The sequence below is a fragment of the Mycobacterium sp. NGS19 genome (assembly GCF_059813155.1).
Window position 1 is genome coordinate 301,551 of record NZ_JCALEB010000003.1, and the last position, 16,800, is coordinate 318,350.

The window sequence follows — 16,800 nt, forward strand, 5'->3', positions numbered from 1 at the left end:
ATCAGCCCCGGTCCGGCGCCGCCTGTCCGCTGCGGTCCGGCTCAGTCCGCGGACCCATGCCGCCCGACTCCCCCACCGTGGGATGCCTGCCGATGTGGGCTTCGGCGCGCATGCGCTCGACCATCCACGGGTAGTGAAGCTCGAAAGCCGGCCGCTCCGAACGGATTCGGGGCAGCTCGTAGAAGTTGTGCCGCGGCGGCGGGCAGCTGGTGGCCCACTCCAGCGAGTTGCCGTAACCCCACGGGTCGTCGACGGTCACCGGCTCGCCGTAGCGCCAGCTGCGGAACACGTTCCAGGTGAAGAAGATCATCGACGTGCCGAGGATGAAGGCGCCGATGGTCGACACGATGTTGAGACCCTCGAAGCCGTCGGTGGGCAGGTAGTCGGCATAACGGCGGGGCATGCCCTGGTTGCCCAGCCAGTGCTGCACCAGGAACGTGGTGTGGAAGCCGATGAACGTGAGCCAGAAGTGCATCTTGCCGAGCCGCTCGTCGAGCAGCCGGCCGGTCATCTTCGGGAACCAGAAGTAGATGCCCGAGAAGGTGGCGAACACGATGGTGCCGAACAGCACGTAGTGGAAGTGCGCGACGACGAAGTAGCTGTCGGTGACGTGGAAGTCCAGGGGCGGGCTGGCCAGCAGCACGCCGGAAAGACCGCCCAGCAAGAACGTGACGAGGAACCCGACGGCGAACAGCATCGGCGTCTCGAAGGTCAGCTGCCCCTTCCACATCGTGCCGATCCAGTTGAAGAACTTGATGCCGGTGGGCACCGCGATCAAAAACGTCATGAAGGAGAAGAACGGCAGTAGCACCGCGCCGGTGGCGTACATGTGGTGCGCCCACACGGCCACCGACAGCGCGGCGATCGCGATCGTCGCGTAGACCAGCGTCGAGTATCCGAAGATCGGCTTGCGCGAGAACACCGGGAACACTTCGGTGACGATGCCGAAGAACGGCAGCGCGATGATGTACACCTCGGGATGCCCGAAGAACCAGAACAGGTGCTGCCACAACAACACTCCGCCGTTGGCCGGGTCGTAGATATGGGCTCCCAGATGACGGTCGGCGGCCAGGCCGAACAGTGCGGCCGTCAGCAGCGGGAAGGCAAGCAGCACAAGGATGCTGGTCACCAGGATGTTCCAGGTGAAGATCGGCATCCGGAACATCGTCATGCCGGGCGCGCGCATGCAGATCACGGTGGTGATCATGTTGACCGCGCCGAGGATCGTGCCGAGGCCACCGACGGCCAGGCCCAGGATCCACAGGTCGCCGCCGGCGCCGGGGCTGTGAATGGCGTCGGTCAGCGGGCTGTAGGCCGTCCAGCCGAAGTCGGCGGCGCCGCCGGGGGTGATGAACCCGGCGAGCGCAATCAGCGCGCCGAAGAGGAAAAGCCAGAACGAGAACGCGTTGAGCCGCGGGAATGCGACGTCAGGTGCTCCGATCTGCAGCGGCAGCACGATGTTGGCGAACCCGAACACGATCGGCGTCGCATAGAACAGCAGCATCACCGTGCCGTGCATGGTGAACAGCTGGTTGTACTGCTCGTTGGACAGGAACTGCAGCCCGGGCACGGCCAGCTCCGCGCGCATCAGCAGTGCCATGAGCCCACCGATGAAGAAGAAGGCCATGCACGTGACGATGTACATGATGCCGATCAGCTTGTGATCGGTGGTGGTGATCAGCTTGTAGATCAAATTGCCCTTGGGCCCCAGGCGCTGGGGGAAGGGTCGGCGGGCCTCGAGTACTCCGAGAGGGGGCGCTTCCGCGGTCAAGAGCTCCTCCAAATATCGGTTGCGGACTAAATCCTAGTTGGAGCCGCACGCGGGCGTCGGCGCGGGTCCTACATAGTGTCGTAGGCTGCGGTGTTACGGTCGCGACGTGGTCAGGGCCGGTGTTGCTGCCGTCGTGGCGGTCCTTCTCACATGCGCTGTGGGCTGCGGCGCCAAAACCCCCGGTGGCGCGACTTCCCCGTCGACCTCGGTGATCACCAGCACGACGAAGATCGCGGACGCAGGCGTGCTGGGCAACGATCGCCGGCCCGACGAATCCTGTGCTCCCCAACCCTCCGCGCCTGATCCCGGACCGCCGGTGCGGCGGGTACGCCATGTTGCCGGGGAGACCGACGTGCCCGCCGATCCGCAGCGGATCGTCGTGCTCTCGGGCGACCAACTCGACGCACTGTGCGCGCTGGGTCTGCAGTCGCGGATCGTCGCGGCTGCGTTGCCCGACAGCTCGTCGAGTCAGCCGTCCTACCTGGGCACGGTCATTCACGATCTGCGCGGCGTCGGCCCGCGCAGCGCCCCTGACCTTTCGGCGATCCGCGCCGCGGCGCCCGACCTCATCTCCGGTTCACAGGCCCTGACGCCGGAGCTCTACCCCACGCTGGCAGCGATCGCGCCGACCGTCTTCACCGGACCGCCCGGGGCGGCATGGCAGGACAATCTACGGCTGGTCGGGGCGGCGACAGGCCGCGCCGATGCGGCCAACGGACTGGTCGACGGGTTCAACGCGTTCGCGGCCAAGGCGGGTGCCGAGAATGACGCCGCGCACTTCCAGGCGTCGGTAGTGCAGCTGACCGACAACACCTTGCGGGTCTACGGGGCCGCCAACTTCCCGGCGAGCGTGCTCACCGCCGTCGGCGTGGACCGGCCGGCCTCCCAGCGGTTCACCGACAAGCCCTACATCGAGATCGGCATCAGCGACCTGGGCAAGGCGGACTTCTCGGCCGCCGACGGGGACATCGTCTACATGTCGTTTGCCTCCGCCTCGGCCAAGGAGCGGGCGCCCGAGATCCTGAAGAGCGACGCGTGGCGGCGGCTGTCGGCGAACCGCGACAACCGGGTGTTCGTCGTCAACAACGAGGTCTGGCAGACCGGCCAAGGAATCGTCGCGGCCCGCGGCATCGTCGCGGATCTGAAATGGCTGAATGCGCCAATCAATTAGGACTGTTCGTTCGAATCCGCTAGTGGCCTGCCGGCGGCCGCCAGCCGCGCCGCAACACGCCTGACATCCTCCTCGTCGGCGTCGAGCTGGGTGACATCCTCGATGAATTCGGCGATCTCGTCGCGGTCGATCGGGTAAGCGGCCGCTGCCTGGCCGGTGATTGCCCGCACGACTTCTTTGATCTGCTCTTCTGTCAGTGAGGTGGTGCGCAGCAGCGCCAGCAGCGGCACGCGGTCCGGGCCAGGCACGCCTTCGCGGTAGCCGGCACGCAGCCAATCGATGATGCGACGCAGTGGCGAAGCAGCGTTCACGCCGCCCAGTGTGCAATCACTGCCGCGAAGCCGCCATGGGAACAATCCGGCTTGTTACCCTCGCGCCGTGCATGATTCGCCTGCGCCCTGGCGGTCGGTGCCGCGGCGCCGGGTGCTCACATACGCGCTAGCCGGCCCGGTTCTGCTGAGCCTGGCCGCCGCTCTCGACGCGCCTGCGGCAGCCGCGGCGGGCATGCGGTTGGTCGACTTCACCGAGCACTTGGTACCCGCCGATCAGATCAAAACGGCGGGCTTCGACGGCGCCATCGTCTACGTGTCGGAGTCGCGCCCAGGCGCCAACTTCGACTTCAAGCCGGTCACACGCGAGTATGCGAATGCACTGCGCGCCGCGGGTCTTCAGATTGTCAGCGTCTATCAGTACGGCAAACCCGGTTGGCCTGATCCGTCGGATTTCACGCGCGGCTACGACGGCGGTGTGGCAGACGCACAGAGAGCGCGGCAGATTCATGCCGCCGCCGGTGGACCCGATTCCGCGCCGATCTTTTTCAGCGTCGACGAGGACATCGACGCCAACACATGGAAAACGCTTGCGCTGCAATGGTTTCGCGGGATCAACTCGGTGCTGGGTGTGGAGCGCACGGGCATCTACGGGCACAACCGGGCGTGTGCATGGGCGGTCCAGGACGAGGTGATCGGGCACTCGACCACCCCTGGTCACCGATGGGCTTGGCAGACGCGTGCGTGGTCTCACGGTGAACGCGAACCCACCGCGGTGCTGTACCAGTCCGTGGTCAACAGCCCAGCGAGCCCAGGGGTGCCGATCGGCGGGACCGTTGTCGACGTCGACGACGTCCTTGCCGCCGACTTCGGCCAGTGGGACCTCACGCGCTAGCGCTCTAGCGTGGGCCACCGTTTAAGTGGTGGGCGCCTCGGGGTATCTGACGGCATCACCGCCACACAGGAGGTTCAGGTTCGATGTCGTCGTTGTCCGGTGCGTTGAACTCGCTGCTCTGGATTCTGATCCTCATCCTGATCGTCGCGGTGGTCATCGCAGTCGTGCGAGCGTTCGCCCGGCCGAGGGGCGGCACCGTCGTGGAGCAGCCAGTCGTGCAGCAGGCGCCGCCGCCGGCCACCGGCGGATTGAGCCCTGGCTGGTATCCCGACCAGCAGGATCCGAACCTGATGCGCTACTACGACGGCCGCGTCTGGACCGCGCAGACGCAGCCGCGGTCGTAGGCGACGCTAAAAGTCCCAGCCCCGTGTAGCACAGCGCGAGATTGCGCGTTCCCCAATAGGGGTTGGCTCGCGAATTCGGTGCGACGGCGTGTTCCGTGCACCCTCTTGAAGCGCGGCCTCCACGATCGTGCCGACATACGCTAACACCGCTTAACAGAAGCATTTGGAAGTTGGTTGCAGTACGAGTGGGGCGCGGGATCGCGTTCTCATTCGACTCTCATGCCGCGCCGATGTAGGCGATTCCAAGTGACTTTCGTCTACACCACTGTGCCCTCGGCGCATGAGTTGCGCTCACAGCTACATACCAGCTAACTTTTCGATACTGCCCCGGCAGCCCGCGAAGAGAGTTATATTTCGAGCCATGAACAGCAAAGGGCTCCTCACCGCCCTGGCAACCACGGTGTTAGTTGTGATCAGCGGATTCGCCGCTGGTGAGACACAGGCAACCCCGCTTGAACTCGGAATATCCGTCGGTCCGGTTAATCAGCCACCGCTCAGTCCGGCGAGTCAACAAAATGCGGTGCGCGCTGCAGAGGACTACCTCAAGGTCAGTGCCTTCTCCCGTCAGGGGCTGATCGAACAATTGGAATACAGCGGTTACTCAACTGAGGACGCAATTTTCGCCGTTGACCACATCACCGTTGACTGGAACGCACAGGCGGCCAAGGCCGCAAAGGACTACCTTAAGGTCAGCGCCTTCTCACGCAGCGCACTCATCGACCAGCTCGAGTATTCCGGGTTCACCCCAGCGCAAGCGCTGTATGGAGTAGCCGCCGTCGGACTCTAATCGGCGATCGTAAATTGCTGCCCACGCGGCATTGGACGTTCGCGACACCCAAAAGTCCTTGTGCCTGTCGTTTACCTACTATCCAGGTCCGATGCCGTCGAGCTGGTGCTCCAGACACAAGCGGGCGCCGCGTCGCTCCCGTCTACCGTGCCGGCCGCCGCTCTGAGACCGCCCCCGGGGTCGAAACTGGTGCCACACTTCGAACTGTGCGGTGCACCAAAACGTCGCAGCAAATGATGGGGAAAGCGTAGCTGTGCCTGCAATATGAATCCACATCGGCGCGAATGTTCGCGTTCTTTTATCACGCCGTAAAAGTGAGCCAAAAACACTTCTCGGTGATGCGGACGACGCTAGCATTCCTGCCATGGCGGGGTTTGCAACTCATCGAGCATTGCTATATGTCCTTATCTTCTTGCTCAGCGCCGCCGCGGCGTGCGGCGATGACGCTGGCACGAATCTCGTCCACAGCGAGCACATCAGCAGAGCAACATTCCACGGCGTTTGGCCGCTTAGTGTCGACGGCGGAACGCTCACGTGTGATGCGACAAAGGGCAGCTCAATCACCTTCACTCCGGATGGAAGCAGCGAGACATATGCGTCGAATGGCACCGCAATGGACTGGGCACCACAAGAGGGTTGGAAGAACTTTCGCGATATCTGGCTAGATGACCCGACCGGTTTCGCGCCGAAAGTCAACTCCGGCGACTTCGACGCTGAAGGACAGAAACTGTGCGCCATGAACGGGAAGTAACCGCCCCCGGCGGGTAAAGTCAACGACCTCGGTCACGTGGTTAGGCGAGCGCTGGCAGGCCACGCCGATGGGGGTAGAGCAAGGAGCTCGCTTCACGCTGGCCATCTAAGTAAGAGGCTCTGCGTATAGACGTTAGAAGTCCCAGTCCTCGTCTTCGGTGATGACGGCCTTGCCGATGACGTAGCTCGACCCCGACCCCGAGAAGAAGTCGTGATTCTCGTCGGCGTTGGGGCTCAGCGCGGACAGGATCGCCGGGTTCACGTCGGTCTCGTCGCGCGGGAACAGCGCCTCGTAGCCGAGGTTCATCAGCGCCTTGTTGGCGTTGTAGCGCAGGAACTTCTTGACGTCCTCGGTCAGCCCGACCTCGTCGTAGAGGTCCTGGGTGTACTCGACCTCGTTGTCGTACAGCTCGAACAGCAGCTCGTACGTGTAGTCCTTGAGCTCCTGCTGCTTGGCCGAATCCTCGAGCGCCAGGCCGCGCTGGTACTTGTAGCCGATGTAGTAGCCGTGCACGGCCTCGTCGCGGATGATCAGCCGGATCATGTCGGCGGTGTTGGTCAGCTTGGCCCGGCTGGACCAATACATCGGCAAGTAGAAGCCGGAGTAGAACAGGAAGCTTTCCAGCAGCGTCGAGGCCACCTTGCGCTTCAAGGGCTCGTCGCCGCGGTAGTACTCCATCACGATTTCGGCCTTGCGCTGCAGGTTCGGATTCTCCTCCGACCAGCGGAACGCGTCGTCGATCTCAGCCGTCGAGCAGAGCGTCGAGAAGATCGCGCTGTAGCTCTTGGCGTGCACCGACTCCATGAACGCGATGTTGGTGTAGACGGCCTCTTCATGTGGGGTGAGCGCATCAGGGATGAGGCTGACCGCGCCGACCGTGCCCTGAATGGTGTCGAGCAGCGTCAGGCCGGTGAACACCCGCATGGTGAGTTGCTTTTCAGCAGGGGTGAGCGTGTTCCACGACGGGATGTCGTTGGACACCGGCACCTTCTCGGGCAGCCAGAAGTTGCCCGTCAGCCGGTCCCAGACCTCGGCGTCCTTTTCGTCCTGGAGACGGTTCCAGTTGATCGCCGAAACGCGGTCGATGAGTTTCATGTCGCTCACGGGACCCCACTTCACCAAGGAGTTTTGACGTGCCTATAGCGGTTCTATAGCGCGCCACCGACACTACCTCTGGGGCGCGACAACCTCCGGCACCCCAACATCTAGATTTTTCGTGTCGGTTCGGCCGTCCCAGAAGCGGTACTCGCTGGGGTCCAGCTTGCGGGTATCGCGCCAGTATTCCCACGTCATCCCGCTCCAAAGAGTCCGGTTGACGCCATGCTCGTCGAGATACCAGCTGCGGCATCCGCCGGTGTTCCACACAGAGCCGGCGAGCCTTTGCTGAAGTTCGGCGTTTTTACGATTTTGGGCGTCGCGGGTAGGCGCCAGCGCCTGAGCACCGCGCTTGTCCACCGCGGCGATCGCCTGGGCCACGTATCGAATCTGCGCCTCGATCATGAACACAACCGAGGTGTGCCCGAGCCCGGTGTTGGGACCGAGCAGGAAGAACAGGTTGGGCACGTCGGCCACGGCGACGCCGCGGTGTGCCACGACGCCTTCGCGGTTCCACCGATCCACCAGGTCTTCGCCCCCGGCGCCTTTGACGTCGACGTAGGTGTAGGAGTCGGTGACGTGAAATCCGGTCGCGTAGACGATCACGTCGACCTTGCGCTCGGTGCCGTCGGCGGTGACGATCCCGTCCGGCGTGATCCGGTTGATCCGGTCGGTGATCAATTTCGTCTTCGGGTTCGCGACGCCCTGATAGTAGTTGGGCGAGTAAAGAATTCGCTTACATCCTGCCCGGTATGTCGGAGTCAGCTCGCGGCGCAGCTCCTTGTCTTTGACGTGGTGCCGGATGTTCCACCGGCCCACCAGCTCGACTGCCCGCAGCAGTGCCGGCTGCCGGGTCATCGCGAACCCCAGCCCCTCGAGCCACCAATAGATGCCGCCGCGAACGGCCAGCCGCAAACCCGGAACAGTTGCAAAGGCCCGCTTGAGGCTTTCCGGGAACGGCTTGTTGGGCCGCGGCACCACCCACGGCGGCGTGCGCTGGTAGAGCTGCAGTTCGCTGACGTCCTTGACGATCTCGGGCACGATCTGGATGGCACTGGCTCCGGTCCCGATCACCGCAACCCGCTTGCCCGCGAGGTCGACGCTGTGGTCCCACTGCGCGGAATGGAAAGCGACACCGCGGAATACGTCCTTGCCGTCGATGTCGGGGATCAACGGTATGTGCAGTGCACCGGCCCCGGAAATCAGGAACTGCGCGACGTACTCTTGGCCATCCGCGGTGAACACATGCCAGCGGCACTCGGCGTCGTCCCAATTCGCGCGGTCGACAAAGGCATTGAACTTGATGTAGCGGCGCAACCCGTACTTGTCGGTGACGCCCTTGAGGTAATCCCAGATCTCCGGCTGCGGCGAGAACAGCTTGCTCCACGTCGGCTTCGGCTCGAAGGAGAAGGAGTACAGGTGCGACGGGACGTCACAGGCGCATCCTGGATAGGTGTTGTCGCGCCAGGTGCCCCCGACCTCGTCTGCCTTCTCCAGGATCAGAAAGTCCACCCCCTGCTTCTGCAGGGCGATGCCCATGCCGAGGCCGGAGAAGCCGGTGCCGATGATCAGCGCGCGGGTATGGACGGGCGAAGCGTCCGGTCGGGTGGCCACGCTCGGTTCGGCGACAGTCATGGCGGTCCGTCCTTTCCTGGGAACGCCGGTACCGGGTAACTGCGGAACAGTGTAGGCGTCACCCGGAACCGGTGAGAAGTGCGACGGAGCGACGCAATTGCTGCTCGTCGGGCGGCGCCGGCAGCTGCGAGGTTCCGGTTTGGAACGCGTCGAGCATCAGCGCGGCGAACCGCCGCCAGACATCCGGCGCAGCCGTGGCCGTCGCGGCCAGTACGCCGGAATTGGCCAAGAGCAACACGACGACGTCAGCCACCACCAAGTCGGCGCGCACAGCACCTTCGGCCTGCGCTCGCGCGATCAGTGCCTTGAGCTTGTCGACGGCCTCGGCCGTCTGTTGCTCGACCGTGCTGGTCGCCGGAAATGCGGTGGTGAGCAAGTCCCGCAGACCGGCGTCGCGGGCTTGCAATTCGCAGACCTCGAAGATCAGGTCGCGGAAGCCGTCGCCGGCGCGGGGATTGGCCAGCGCCCTGTCTACCGCCTCCGTGTACTGCGACATGCTGCGCTCGAACGCCGCCTCTGCCAGGTCGGCCCGGGTGGGAAACCGCCGGTACAGAGTGGCCACTCCTACCCCGGCCCGACGTGCGATTTCTTCGAGCGGAACTCCGAGACCGCGCTCTGCGAACACTTTGGCGGCCGCCGACAAGATGCGGTCGCGGTTGAGCTGAGCATCGGCGCGCAGTGGCCTGGCTTTCTTCGCGTGCCTCGTTGCGCTTGAAATCACAGGCCCAGACTACCCGCTGAAGTGGAGGCGCGCGTCCATTTATCCGTATTGTCGATAGCGGTAAGTGGCAGTTGTCCTCCACTTAAGGAACGGAGCAAATATGTCAGTCGTAACGATGGCGCCGGAGCTGACCCACGGCGGTCGGCATCGGGCGCCCGAGAAGCGCGGCCTGCGAGGCCACCCGTGGTGGACGCTGGCCGCAGTGTCGATCGGCGTCATCATGGTCGGGCTCGACGCGTCGGTGGTGGCGATCGCCAACCCGCGCATCGCGGCCGACCTGCACGCGTCGCTGTCGGATCTGCAATGGATCACCGACGCCTACCTGCTGGCGCTGGCATCGCTGCTGATCTTCGGCGGCAAGCTGGGAGACCGGTTCGGCCGTCGCGAGATGTTTTTCATCGGCGTGGCCGGCTTCGCGCTGACGTCGGTCGGCATCGGGCTGGTCGGCTCGGTGTCCGGGGTGATCGCGCTGCGCGCGCTGCAGGGCGTTTTCGGCGCATTGCTGATGCCGAGCACGCTGGCCATCGTCCGCAGCGCCTTCCCAGCCGACAAGCTCAACACAGCCGTGGGAATCTGGGGCGCCGCGTCGGGTGTGTCGATCGCTGCGGGCCCGATCGTCGGCGGCCTTCTGGTCGAACACGTCAGCTGGGAGTCGGTGTTCTACATCAACGCGCCAATTGCCGTGGCCGCCTTGATCATTGGCGCCATGGCGATCGTCGAGAGCCGCAGCACGAACGCCCACCGGCTGGACGTGCCCGGCATCACCGCGCTCAGCGGCGGGTTGTTCCTCATCGTGTTCGGTCTGATCAAGGCGCAGAACTGGGGCTGGCTGGCGGGCAGCACGTTGGCGTTCATCGTGGCCGGGTTGGCGGCCCTGGCGGCGTTCGTGATGATCGAGTTGCGGTCGCCGGAGCCGCTGGTTCCCATGCACCTTTTCGCCAACCGGTCGCTGTCCATCGGAACGGCTGTGGTCGTCATCAACTTCTTCGCACTCTTCGGGGCGCTGTTCTTCATGACGCTGTATCTGCAGAACGTGCACGGGATGTCGCCTGTCGAGTCGGGCGTACGGACGCTGCCGCTGAGCTTGGCACTGATGGTGTCGGCCCCGATGAGCGGCCTGGTCACCGAAAGGTTCGGACCGCGTCCGGCCATGGTCGCGGGGCTCGGCGCCGTGGCGGCTGCCCTGTTCCTGCTCACGGGTCTGCAGACCGATTCCGGCTATGACGCGCTGTGGCCGGCGTTTGCGCTGCTCGGCGCGGGTATCGGGCTGGTGCTGACGGCGAGCTCGGACGCGATCGTCGGCAACGCCAGCGTCGACGACGCCGGGGTGGCCGGCGGCCTGCAGAGCACCGCCGTGCAGTTGGGCGGAGTGCTGGGTACGACGATCCTCGGCTCGGTGCTGAGCAGCCGCGTGGGTGCGGCGCTGCCGGGTGAGCTGACGGCCGCTGGAACCCCAGAACCGTTGGCGGCCAAGCTGATTGCGGCCAAGCAGCTCGTCGCACAAGGAGTGGCACCGTCGATACCCGGCGCGCCGGCCCCGCTGTCGGCCGCGATCGCCGAGGGCAGCCACAACGCGTTCATGGCAGGGCTGCACACGTCACTTGTGGTCGCAGCGGCTGCGGCCGGCGTGGGCGCGGTGCTCGCGATGTTCGTGCGGCGCGGGCAGAACTCCGACGCCGTCGTGCCCGTCGGCCTCTGACCCGCGGCGACGTCAGGCGACCGAGTGGCTGGGCAGCGGAACCGCTTCGCTGATCGGCCGCTCGGCGTCGAGCTTGATGCCGAGAAGTTCGCTGGTCCCCGTGATCACGCTCAGCATCACCGTGGTCAGGTGCTCGATGAACTTCTCGCGCGCCATCCGTCGCGGGCTGTCGGCATTCGGGCCCAGCCACCAGTCCGTCGCCGACGCTGCTGAGCCGAACGTCGCGAACGCCGCCAGCTCCAGGGCGGCCGGATCGAGTTCCATCTCCCGCAGCTCGTTGCTGAACAACGCGGCCATCTCGAGCGTGATCTCGCGGCCCTCGTTCAGGGTCCGCATCGTGGACTCCGTCTGCTCGACAAAGCGGCCCTGAATGAGGAACCGCAGCACGTTGGGATGCTGGTCGACCAGGTCGACGTAGTGTTCGACACTGCTGCGGATGATCTCGCGCACCGAGTCGGTGGACAGGTCGATCGACGGGAAGATGGCCGACCACAGCATGTCGCGCAGCCGCTCCCCGATGGCCTGGAAAAGGTCGGACTTGTCGGTGAAGTGCCGGTAGATCTTGGGCTTGGCGGTACCGGCCTCCTCGGCGATCTCGCGGATCGACAGCTCAGGGCCGCGCTTGTCGAGGGCACGGAACGCGGCGTCGACGATCTGGGCGCGCACCTTCTTGCGGTGCTCGCGCCAGCGTTCGCTGCGGGCGTCCACCTTGCCGCCCGCGGTCACGCTGGGTCTGGGCATCGCCGGTCTGCGCACGGGCAACACTCTACCCGTATCAGGCTGCTGACCTGCTCATAAGCGCTTTCCGACTGTCGCGGGGCGAATTGTATGCGCGGGTCGTGGGTACTATTCGGGATCAAATCCGATTACCGATTGCGAGATCGATGACGCAGCACTACGACCTGGTCATAGCAGGCGGCGGACCGTCCGGGTCGGCCGCAGCATGGCAGGCCGTGCAGGCCGGGGCCAATGTCGTGGTCTTGGACAAGGCCGAATTCCCGCGCGACAAGCCGTGCGGTGACGGCCTGACCGCCCGCGCGGTCAGCTATCTGCAGAAGATGGGCCTGGCCAGCGAAGTGGCCAAATTCCACCGCGTCAACAGAGTGACGGTCTTCAGCCCCAGCCAGTGGGAGCTGTCGTTCCCCAAGCGCCCGGGCATGCCTGATCACGGACACACCGTCAGCCGCACCGAGCTGGATACGTTGCTGCTCAAGCACGCAGAGTCGGCCGGGGCCGAGGTGCGGCAGTCCGCCGAAGTCACCGGGCCGATCGTCGATGACAACGGCAGGGTCATCGGCGTGACGCTCAAGAGCGGCGAGAAGGTGTACGGCGACGCCGTGATCGCCGCCGACGGTGCGTACTCTCCGATCAAGCGCGCACTGAAGATCGACTCTGAATACAACGGATACTCGGCGATCGCGATTCGCTCGGAGATGTATGCGAACCGCCCTGACTCCGACAGCCTCGACATCTATCTGAAACTGGCCTTCCGGGGCGACCAATTGCCCGGCTACGGCTGGGTTTTCCCCATGGGCTCCGGGCGGTTCAACATCGGCCTGGGGTACGTGAACAGCTACAAGAACTGGCAGCAGATCAACGCCACGCAATTCTTGGGCGAGTTCCTGCGGTCGCTGCCAGCCGAATGGGACCTGCCGCCGATCGAGGAGCTCAAGAAGAACAAGAGCGTGCGGGCCTGGCGGCTGCCGATGGGCTTCACGGCGTGGCCGCCATGGCGTCCCGGTGTGCTGTTCACCGGCGACTCGCTGGGGGCCGGCAAGCCGGCGTCGGGTGCGGGCATCTCCAAGGCGCTCGAATCAGGCTTGGCCGCAGGCGAATGCGCGGTGATGGCGCTGCAGAACGGCGGGCCCGACGACTTCACCAACTACGCGCTGCGCATGGAAGAGGCGTGGGGTCGGGAGTATCGCCGCGGCCGCTACTTCCACAAGCTGGCCGGCATCCCGGCCATCGCCAACGCCGGAATCAAGGTGCTCGACAACGGCCGCGTGCGCGACTTTCTGCTCAAGCGGATGTACAAAAAAGCGCAAGGCCCGCAGCACACCTACTGACTGGTGCCGAGTGGCCACTTGAGCCACGCTTTTTCGCGAAACGCGTGTATCAGCTGCCCACTCGGCGCACCATTTCGGTATGCGGATGCGGGCAATCGTCGGTGCGGCAGTTGTGGGCGCTGGTGTGGCGTTGTCGGGCATCGGCTTGCCGACCGTTGCCACGGCCGACCCGGGGACTGGTCCGGCGGACCGTCAATGGTGTCCTGCCGAACAATTCGTGCCGTGTGAGTTCTGGCAGCAGCGGTTCTGGCAGTCCCCGCTGTGGCAGTCGCAGCTGTGGCAGAACCCGTGGATCAGGGTGCCGTGGCAGCAGACCGCCTCACCGAGGGTGAACTGAGCGAAGCGCTACCGTGAAGCGGCAGGCCGCTACAGCATGCAGCTGACGCAACCCTCGACTTCGGTTCCCTCCAAGGCCATTTGCCGCAGCCGGATGTAGTACAGAGTCTTGATTCCTTTGCGCCAGGCGTAGATCTGCGCCTTGTTCACATCCCGCGTGGTCGCCGTGTCCTTGAAGAACAACGTCAGGCTCAGCCCTTGGTCGACGTGCTGCGTGGCAGCGGCATACGTGTCGATGATCTTCTCGTAGCCGATCTCGTATGCGTCCTCGTAGTACTCGAGGTTGTCGTTGGTCATGTAGGGCGCCGGGTAGTAAACCCGCCCGATCTTGCCCTCCTTGCGGATCTCGATTCTGCTCACGATCGGATGGATCGAGCTGGTCGAGTGGTTGATGTACGAGATCGACCCCGTCGGCGGCACCGCTTGCAGGTTCTGGTTGTAGATGCCGTGCTTTTGCACCGACGCCTTGAGCTCCCGCCAATCCGCTTGCGTCGGAATCGCAATGCCGGCGTCCGCGAACAGCTTTCGCACCTTCGACGTCTTCGGCTCCCACACCTGGTCGGTGTACTTGTCGAAGAACTCTCCCGACGCGTACTTCGACCGCTCGAAGCCCTTGAAGTGCGTGCCGCGTTCGATCGCGAGCTTGTTGGACGCCCGCAATGCGTGGTAGAGCACCGTGTAGAAGTAGATGTTGGTGAAGTCGATGCCCTCTTCGGACCCGTAGTAGATCCGCTCGCGCGCCAAATACCCGTGCAGGTTCATCTGCCCGAGCCCGATCGCGTGAGAGTCGTTGTTGCCCTGTTCGATTGACGGCACCGACTTGATCGACGTCTGATCGCTCACCGCCGTCAACGCCCGGATAGCCACCTCGATGGTCTGCGCAAAGTCCGGCGAGTCCATGGCCTTGGCGATGTTCAGCGACCCGAGGTTGCACGAGATGTCTTTGCCGACCCTCTTGTACGTCAGATCCTCGTTGAACTCCGAGGGCGTCGACACCTGCAGGATCTCCGAACACAGGTTGGAGTGCGTGATCTTGCCCTCGATCGGGTTGGCCCGGTTCACCGTGTCCTCGAACATGATGTACGGATAGCCGGACTCGAACTGCAGCTCCGCCAGCGTCTGGAAGAACTCGCGCGCTTTGATCTTGCTCTTGCGGATTCGCGCGTCGTCGACCATCTCGTAGTACTTCTCGGTGACCGAGATGTCCGCGAACGGCACGCCGTACACCCGCTCGACGTCGTAGGGCGAGAACAGGTACATGTCCTCGTTCTTCTTGGCCAGCTCGAACGTGATGTCGGGAATCACCACACCCAGCGACAGCGTCTTGATGCGGATCTTCTCGTCGGCGTTCTCCCGCTTGGTGTCCAAGAAGCGGTAGATGTCGGGGTGGTGGGCATGCAGATACACCGCACCTGCACCCTGGCGCGCACCGAGCTGGTTCGCGTAGGAGAACGAGTCCTCGAGCAGCTTCATGATCGGGATGACGCCCGAGCTCTGGTTCTCGATGTTCTTGATCGGCGCGCCGTGCTCGCGAATGTTGGTGAGCAGCAACGCAACTCCACCGCCACGCTTCGACAACTGCAGCGCCGAGTTGATGGCCCGGCCGATGGACTCCATGCAATCCTCGACGCGAAGGAGAAAGCACGAAACTGGCTCGCCGCGTTGCTTTTTGCCCGAGTTGAGGAACGTCGGAGTCGCCGGCTGGAATCGGCCGTCGATGATCTCGTCGACCAGTTTCTCCGCCAAGTCGGTGTCGCCCGCTGCGAGCGTCAACGCCACCATGCACACCCGGTCTTCGAACCGCTCGAGGTACCGCTTTCCGTCGAATGTCTTCAGCGTGTAGGAGGTGTAGTACTTGAACGCGCCGAGAAACGTCGGGAACCGAAACTTCTTGGCATAGGCGCGGTCGAACAGCGACTTGACGAACTCCCGCGAGTACTGCTCGAGCACCTCGGCTTCGTAGTAGTTCTCCTCCACGAGATAGTCCAGCTTCTCGTCGAGGTTGTGGAAGAACACCGTGTTCTGGTTGACGTGCTGCAGGAAGTACTGGCGCGCGGCCTGCACGTCCTTGTCGAACTGAATCTTGCCGTCGGGCCCGTACAGATTCAGCATCGCGTTCAGCGCGTGGTAATCCGTCTCCGTCGACGGATGCCCCGCGCTGGACGTGGCCGCTACAGGCTCTGCAGTTGTGACGGTTGGTGGCACGTTGCGTCCTTCCAGAACTCAGCCAGGCCCGCACGGACGGCGTGCACGTCCTCGTCGGTGCCCATCAATTCAAAGCGGTAGAGATACGGCACCTTGCACTTGCGTGACACGACGTCGCCCGCATAGCAGTACTCCGCGCCGAAATTGGTGTTGCCGGCCGCGATGACTCCGCGCAACAGCGACCGATTGTGTTCGTCGTTGAGGAAGGCGATGACCTGCTTGGGCACGTAGCCGCCGGCACCGATGTCCGGCGTCGCGCGGCCTCCGCCGTAGGTGGGCAGGACCAGCACGTAAGGCTGGTCCACCCGGATCCGCCCGTGCAGTGGAATCCGGGTGGCCGGCAACCCGAGCTTCTGCACGAACCGGTGGGTGTTCTCCGAGACGCTGGAGAAGTACACCAACCCGCCGTGCGGACTCACTTGAACCTCCTTCGCTACGGCCTCGGCGTCAGGCGCTCAGCGCGCCCGCCAGAGCCTTGATGCGGTCCGGCCGAAAACCCGACCAGTGCTCGCTGCCCGCCACCACCACCGGTGCCTGCAGGTATCCCAGAGCCATCACGTAGTCGCGCGCCTCGCTGTCGAGGCTGATGTCCACGACGTCATAAGAGATGCCCTGCTTGTCCAGCGCCTTATAGGTCGCGTTGCACTGCACGCATGCGGGCTTGGTGTACACGGTGATCGTCATCGGCGGTACGGCTCCTCAGCGAAAGTTGACACGGACACTCGAAACCAAGAGCCCAGGGGCTCAGCGGACCGCCGGACTCCGAGATTTCGACGGATCTGGGGCCGATCTGCACCGGGGCTTTCACCACCGGATCCTCGTTCCCGTCGACCCGAACATCTCGGCGTCTGTCGGTGCTTGGGACACTACACCTAGTGTCCCACAAAGCGAGGACATACAACATATTCGAAACCACATTGATGAAATTCCCTGGTCGTAAGCCGGTGCCTGAGCCCGACCACGGCGTGTCGCGCCGCGTTCGGCGTGTCGCTGGGGCAGCCTGACGACAGGTCTACCACCAGGCACCGACAAGTTGGTCGCCGACGCTCCGCAGC

At 64.2% G+C, this 16,800-nt stretch carries 17 protein-coding genes; 8 read left to right on the forward strand and 9 right to left on the reverse strand.

Features of this window, described 5'->3' with window-relative positions:
- Nucleotide 1: 1 nt before the first annotated feature.
- Nucleotides 2-1,771, reverse strand: a complete 1,770-nt coding sequence (ctaD, locus tag AC5Y4N_RS11245) for an aa3-type cytochrome oxidase subunit I (RefSeq protein ID WP_499907962.1) — start codon at nt 1,769-1,771, stop codon at nt 2-4.
- Between the two features lie 106 nt (nt 1,772-1,877).
- Here ctaD and AC5Y4N_RS11250 point away from each other — a divergent pair, with 106 nt between their 5' ends.
- Nucleotides 1,878-2,942: an iron-siderophore ABC transporter substrate-binding protein gene (locus tag AC5Y4N_RS11250; RefSeq protein WP_499907961.1), complete on the forward strand. Its 1,065-nt coding sequence runs from the start codon at nt 1,878-1,880 to the stop codon at nt 2,940-2,942.
- Here the strand turns inward: AC5Y4N_RS11250 and AC5Y4N_RS11255 are convergent.
- The gene (locus AC5Y4N_RS11255) at nt 2,939-3,253 is read right to left on the reverse strand and encodes a DUF3349 domain-containing protein (protein WP_499907960.1); all 315 of its coding nucleotides are present in this window, start codon (nt 3,251-3,253) and stop codon (nt 2,939-2,941) included. The genes AC5Y4N_RS11250 and AC5Y4N_RS11255 overlap by 4 nt on opposite strands.
- A 67-nt stretch (nt 3,254-3,320) precedes the next feature.
- Between AC5Y4N_RS11255 and AC5Y4N_RS11260 the strand changes: the two genes are divergently transcribed.
- The 4 genes from AC5Y4N_RS11260 (at nt 3,321) to AC5Y4N_RS11275 (ending at nt 5,988) form a co-directional block, all read left to right on the forward strand.
- Nucleotides 3,321-4,106: a DUF1906 domain-containing protein gene (locus tag AC5Y4N_RS11260; RefSeq protein WP_499907959.1), complete on the forward strand. Its 786-nt coding sequence runs from the start codon at nt 3,321-3,323 to the stop codon at nt 4,104-4,106.
- Nucleotides 4,107-4,189: 83 nt separating this feature from the next.
- Nucleotides 4,190-4,450: a DUF2510 domain-containing protein gene (locus AC5Y4N_RS11265; RefSeq protein ID WP_499907958.1), complete on the forward strand. Its 261-nt coding sequence runs from the start codon at nt 4,190-4,192 to the stop codon at nt 4,448-4,450.
- A gap of 361 nt (nt 4,451-4,811) precedes the next feature.
- The gene (locus AC5Y4N_RS11270; protein WP_499907957.1) at nt 4,812-5,237 is read left to right on the forward strand and encodes an Ltp family lipoprotein; all 426 of its coding nucleotides are present in this window, start codon (nt 4,812-4,814) and stop codon (nt 5,235-5,237) included.
- A 364-nt stretch (nt 5,238-5,601) separates the two neighbouring features.
- On the forward strand, nt 5,602-5,988 hold the full coding sequence (locus tag AC5Y4N_RS11275) for a YebY family protein (protein WP_499907956.1): 387 nt from the start codon (nt 5,602-5,604) through the stop codon (nt 5,986-5,988).
- Nucleotides 5,989-6,120: 132 nt separating this feature from the next.
- Here the strand turns inward: AC5Y4N_RS11275 and nrdF are convergent, their stop codons facing one another.
- From nrdF to AC5Y4N_RS11290, 3 genes are all read right to left on the reverse strand, one after another.
- Nucleotides 6,121-7,083, reverse strand: a complete 963-nt coding sequence (nrdF, locus tag AC5Y4N_RS11280; protein WP_499908077.1) for a class 1b ribonucleoside-diphosphate reductase subunit beta — start codon at nt 7,081-7,083, stop codon at nt 6,121-6,123.
- 72 nt (nt 7,084-7,155) lie between these two features.
- Complete coding sequence (locus AC5Y4N_RS11285; RefSeq protein WP_499907955.1) at nt 7,156-8,718, reverse strand: flavin-containing monooxygenase; 1,563 nt, start codon at nt 8,716-8,718, stop codon at nt 7,156-7,158.
- Between the two features lie 58 nt (nt 8,719-8,776).
- Nucleotides 8,777-9,439, reverse strand: a complete 663-nt coding sequence (locus tag AC5Y4N_RS11290; protein ID WP_499907954.1) for a TetR/AcrR family transcriptional regulator — start codon at nt 9,437-9,439, stop codon at nt 8,777-8,779.
- 100 nt (nt 9,440-9,539) lie between these two features.
- Here AC5Y4N_RS11290 and AC5Y4N_RS11295 point away from each other — a divergent pair, with 100 nt between their 5' ends.
- The gene (locus AC5Y4N_RS11295) at nt 9,540-11,138 is read left to right on the forward strand and encodes an MFS transporter (RefSeq protein ID WP_499907953.1); all 1,599 of its coding nucleotides are present in this window, start codon (nt 9,540-9,542) and stop codon (nt 11,136-11,138) included.
- A 12-nt stretch (nt 11,139-11,150) separates the two neighbouring features.
- Here AC5Y4N_RS11295 and AC5Y4N_RS11300 read toward each other — a convergent pair whose 3' ends face one another.
- Nucleotides 11,151-11,894: a TetR/AcrR family transcriptional regulator gene (locus AC5Y4N_RS11300; RefSeq protein WP_499907952.1), complete on the reverse strand. Its 744-nt coding sequence runs from the start codon at nt 11,892-11,894 to the stop codon at nt 11,151-11,153.
- A gap of 128 nt (nt 11,895-12,022) precedes the next feature.
- Between AC5Y4N_RS11300 and AC5Y4N_RS11305 the strand changes: the two genes are divergently transcribed.
- Both AC5Y4N_RS11305 and AC5Y4N_RS11310 read left to right on the forward strand, forming a co-directional pair.
- On the forward strand, nt 12,023-13,204 hold the full coding sequence (locus AC5Y4N_RS11305; protein ID WP_499907951.1) for a geranylgeranyl reductase family protein: 1,182 nt from the start codon (nt 12,023-12,025) through the stop codon (nt 13,202-13,204).
- Nucleotides 13,205-13,283: 79 nt separating this feature from the next.
- On the forward strand, nt 13,284-13,541 hold the full coding sequence (locus AC5Y4N_RS11310) for a hypothetical protein (RefSeq protein ID WP_499907950.1): 258 nt from the start codon (nt 13,284-13,286) through the stop codon (nt 13,539-13,541).
- A 29-nt stretch (nt 13,542-13,570) separates the two neighbouring features.
- On the opposite strand, the gene nrdE is transcribed toward AC5Y4N_RS11310, so the two are convergent.
- The 3 genes from nrdE to AC5Y4N_RS11325 are packed head-to-tail and all read right to left on the reverse strand — an operon-like array spanning nt 13,571 to nt 16,429.
- On the reverse strand, nt 13,571-15,745 hold the full coding sequence (gene nrdE, locus AC5Y4N_RS11315) for a class 1b ribonucleoside-diphosphate reductase subunit alpha (protein WP_499907949.1): 2,175 nt from the start codon (nt 15,743-15,745) through the stop codon (nt 13,571-13,573).
- Nucleotides 15,712-16,164, reverse strand: a complete 453-nt coding sequence (gene nrdI / locus AC5Y4N_RS11320; RefSeq protein ID WP_499907948.1) for a class Ib ribonucleoside-diphosphate reductase assembly flavoprotein NrdI — start codon at nt 16,162-16,164, stop codon at nt 15,712-15,714. The genes nrdE and nrdI overlap by 34 nt, the downstream gene beginning before the upstream one ends.
- Before the next feature lie 28 nt (nt 16,165-16,192).
- A complete protein-coding gene (locus AC5Y4N_RS11325; protein WP_499907947.1) occupies nt 16,193-16,429 on the reverse strand; it encodes a redoxin NrdH in 237 nt (78 codons plus the stop codon).
- Between the last annotated feature and the right edge of the window lie 371 nt (nt 16,430-16,800).

Coding starts and splice junctions, on each gene's coding strand:
- AC5Y4N_RS11265 (WP_499907958.1), top strand. CDS start 4,190: ATGTCGTCGTTGTCCGGTGCGTTGAACTCGCTGCTCTGGATTCTGATC.
- AC5Y4N_RS11270 (WP_499907957.1), top strand. CDS start 4,812: ATGAACAGCAAAGGGCTCCTCACCGCCCTGGCAACCACGGTGTTAGTT.
- AC5Y4N_RS11275 (WP_499907956.1), top strand. CDS start 5,602: ATGGCGGGGTTTGCAACTCATCGAGCATTGCTATATGTCCTTATCTTC.
- nrdF (WP_499908077.1), bottom strand. CDS start 7,083: ATGAAACTCATCGACCGCGTTTCGGCGATCAACTGGAACCGTCTCCAG.
- AC5Y4N_RS11285 (WP_499907955.1), bottom strand. CDS start 8,718: ATGACTGTCGCCGAACCGAGCGTGGCCACCCGACCGGACGCTTCGCCC.
- AC5Y4N_RS11295 (WP_499907953.1), top strand. CDS start 9,540: ATGTCAGTCGTAACGATGGCGCCGGAGCTGACCCACGGCGGTCGGCAT.
- AC5Y4N_RS11305 (WP_499907951.1), top strand. CDS start 12,023: ATGACGCAGCACTACGACCTGGTCATAGCAGGCGGCGGACCGTCCGGG.
- AC5Y4N_RS11310 (WP_499907950.1), top strand. CDS start 13,284: ATGCGGATGCGGGCAATCGTCGGTGCGGCAGTTGTGGGCGCTGGTGTG.
- AC5Y4N_RS11325 (WP_499907947.1), bottom strand. CDS start 16,429: ATGACGATCACCGTGTACACCAAGCCCGCATGCGTGCAGTGCAACGCG.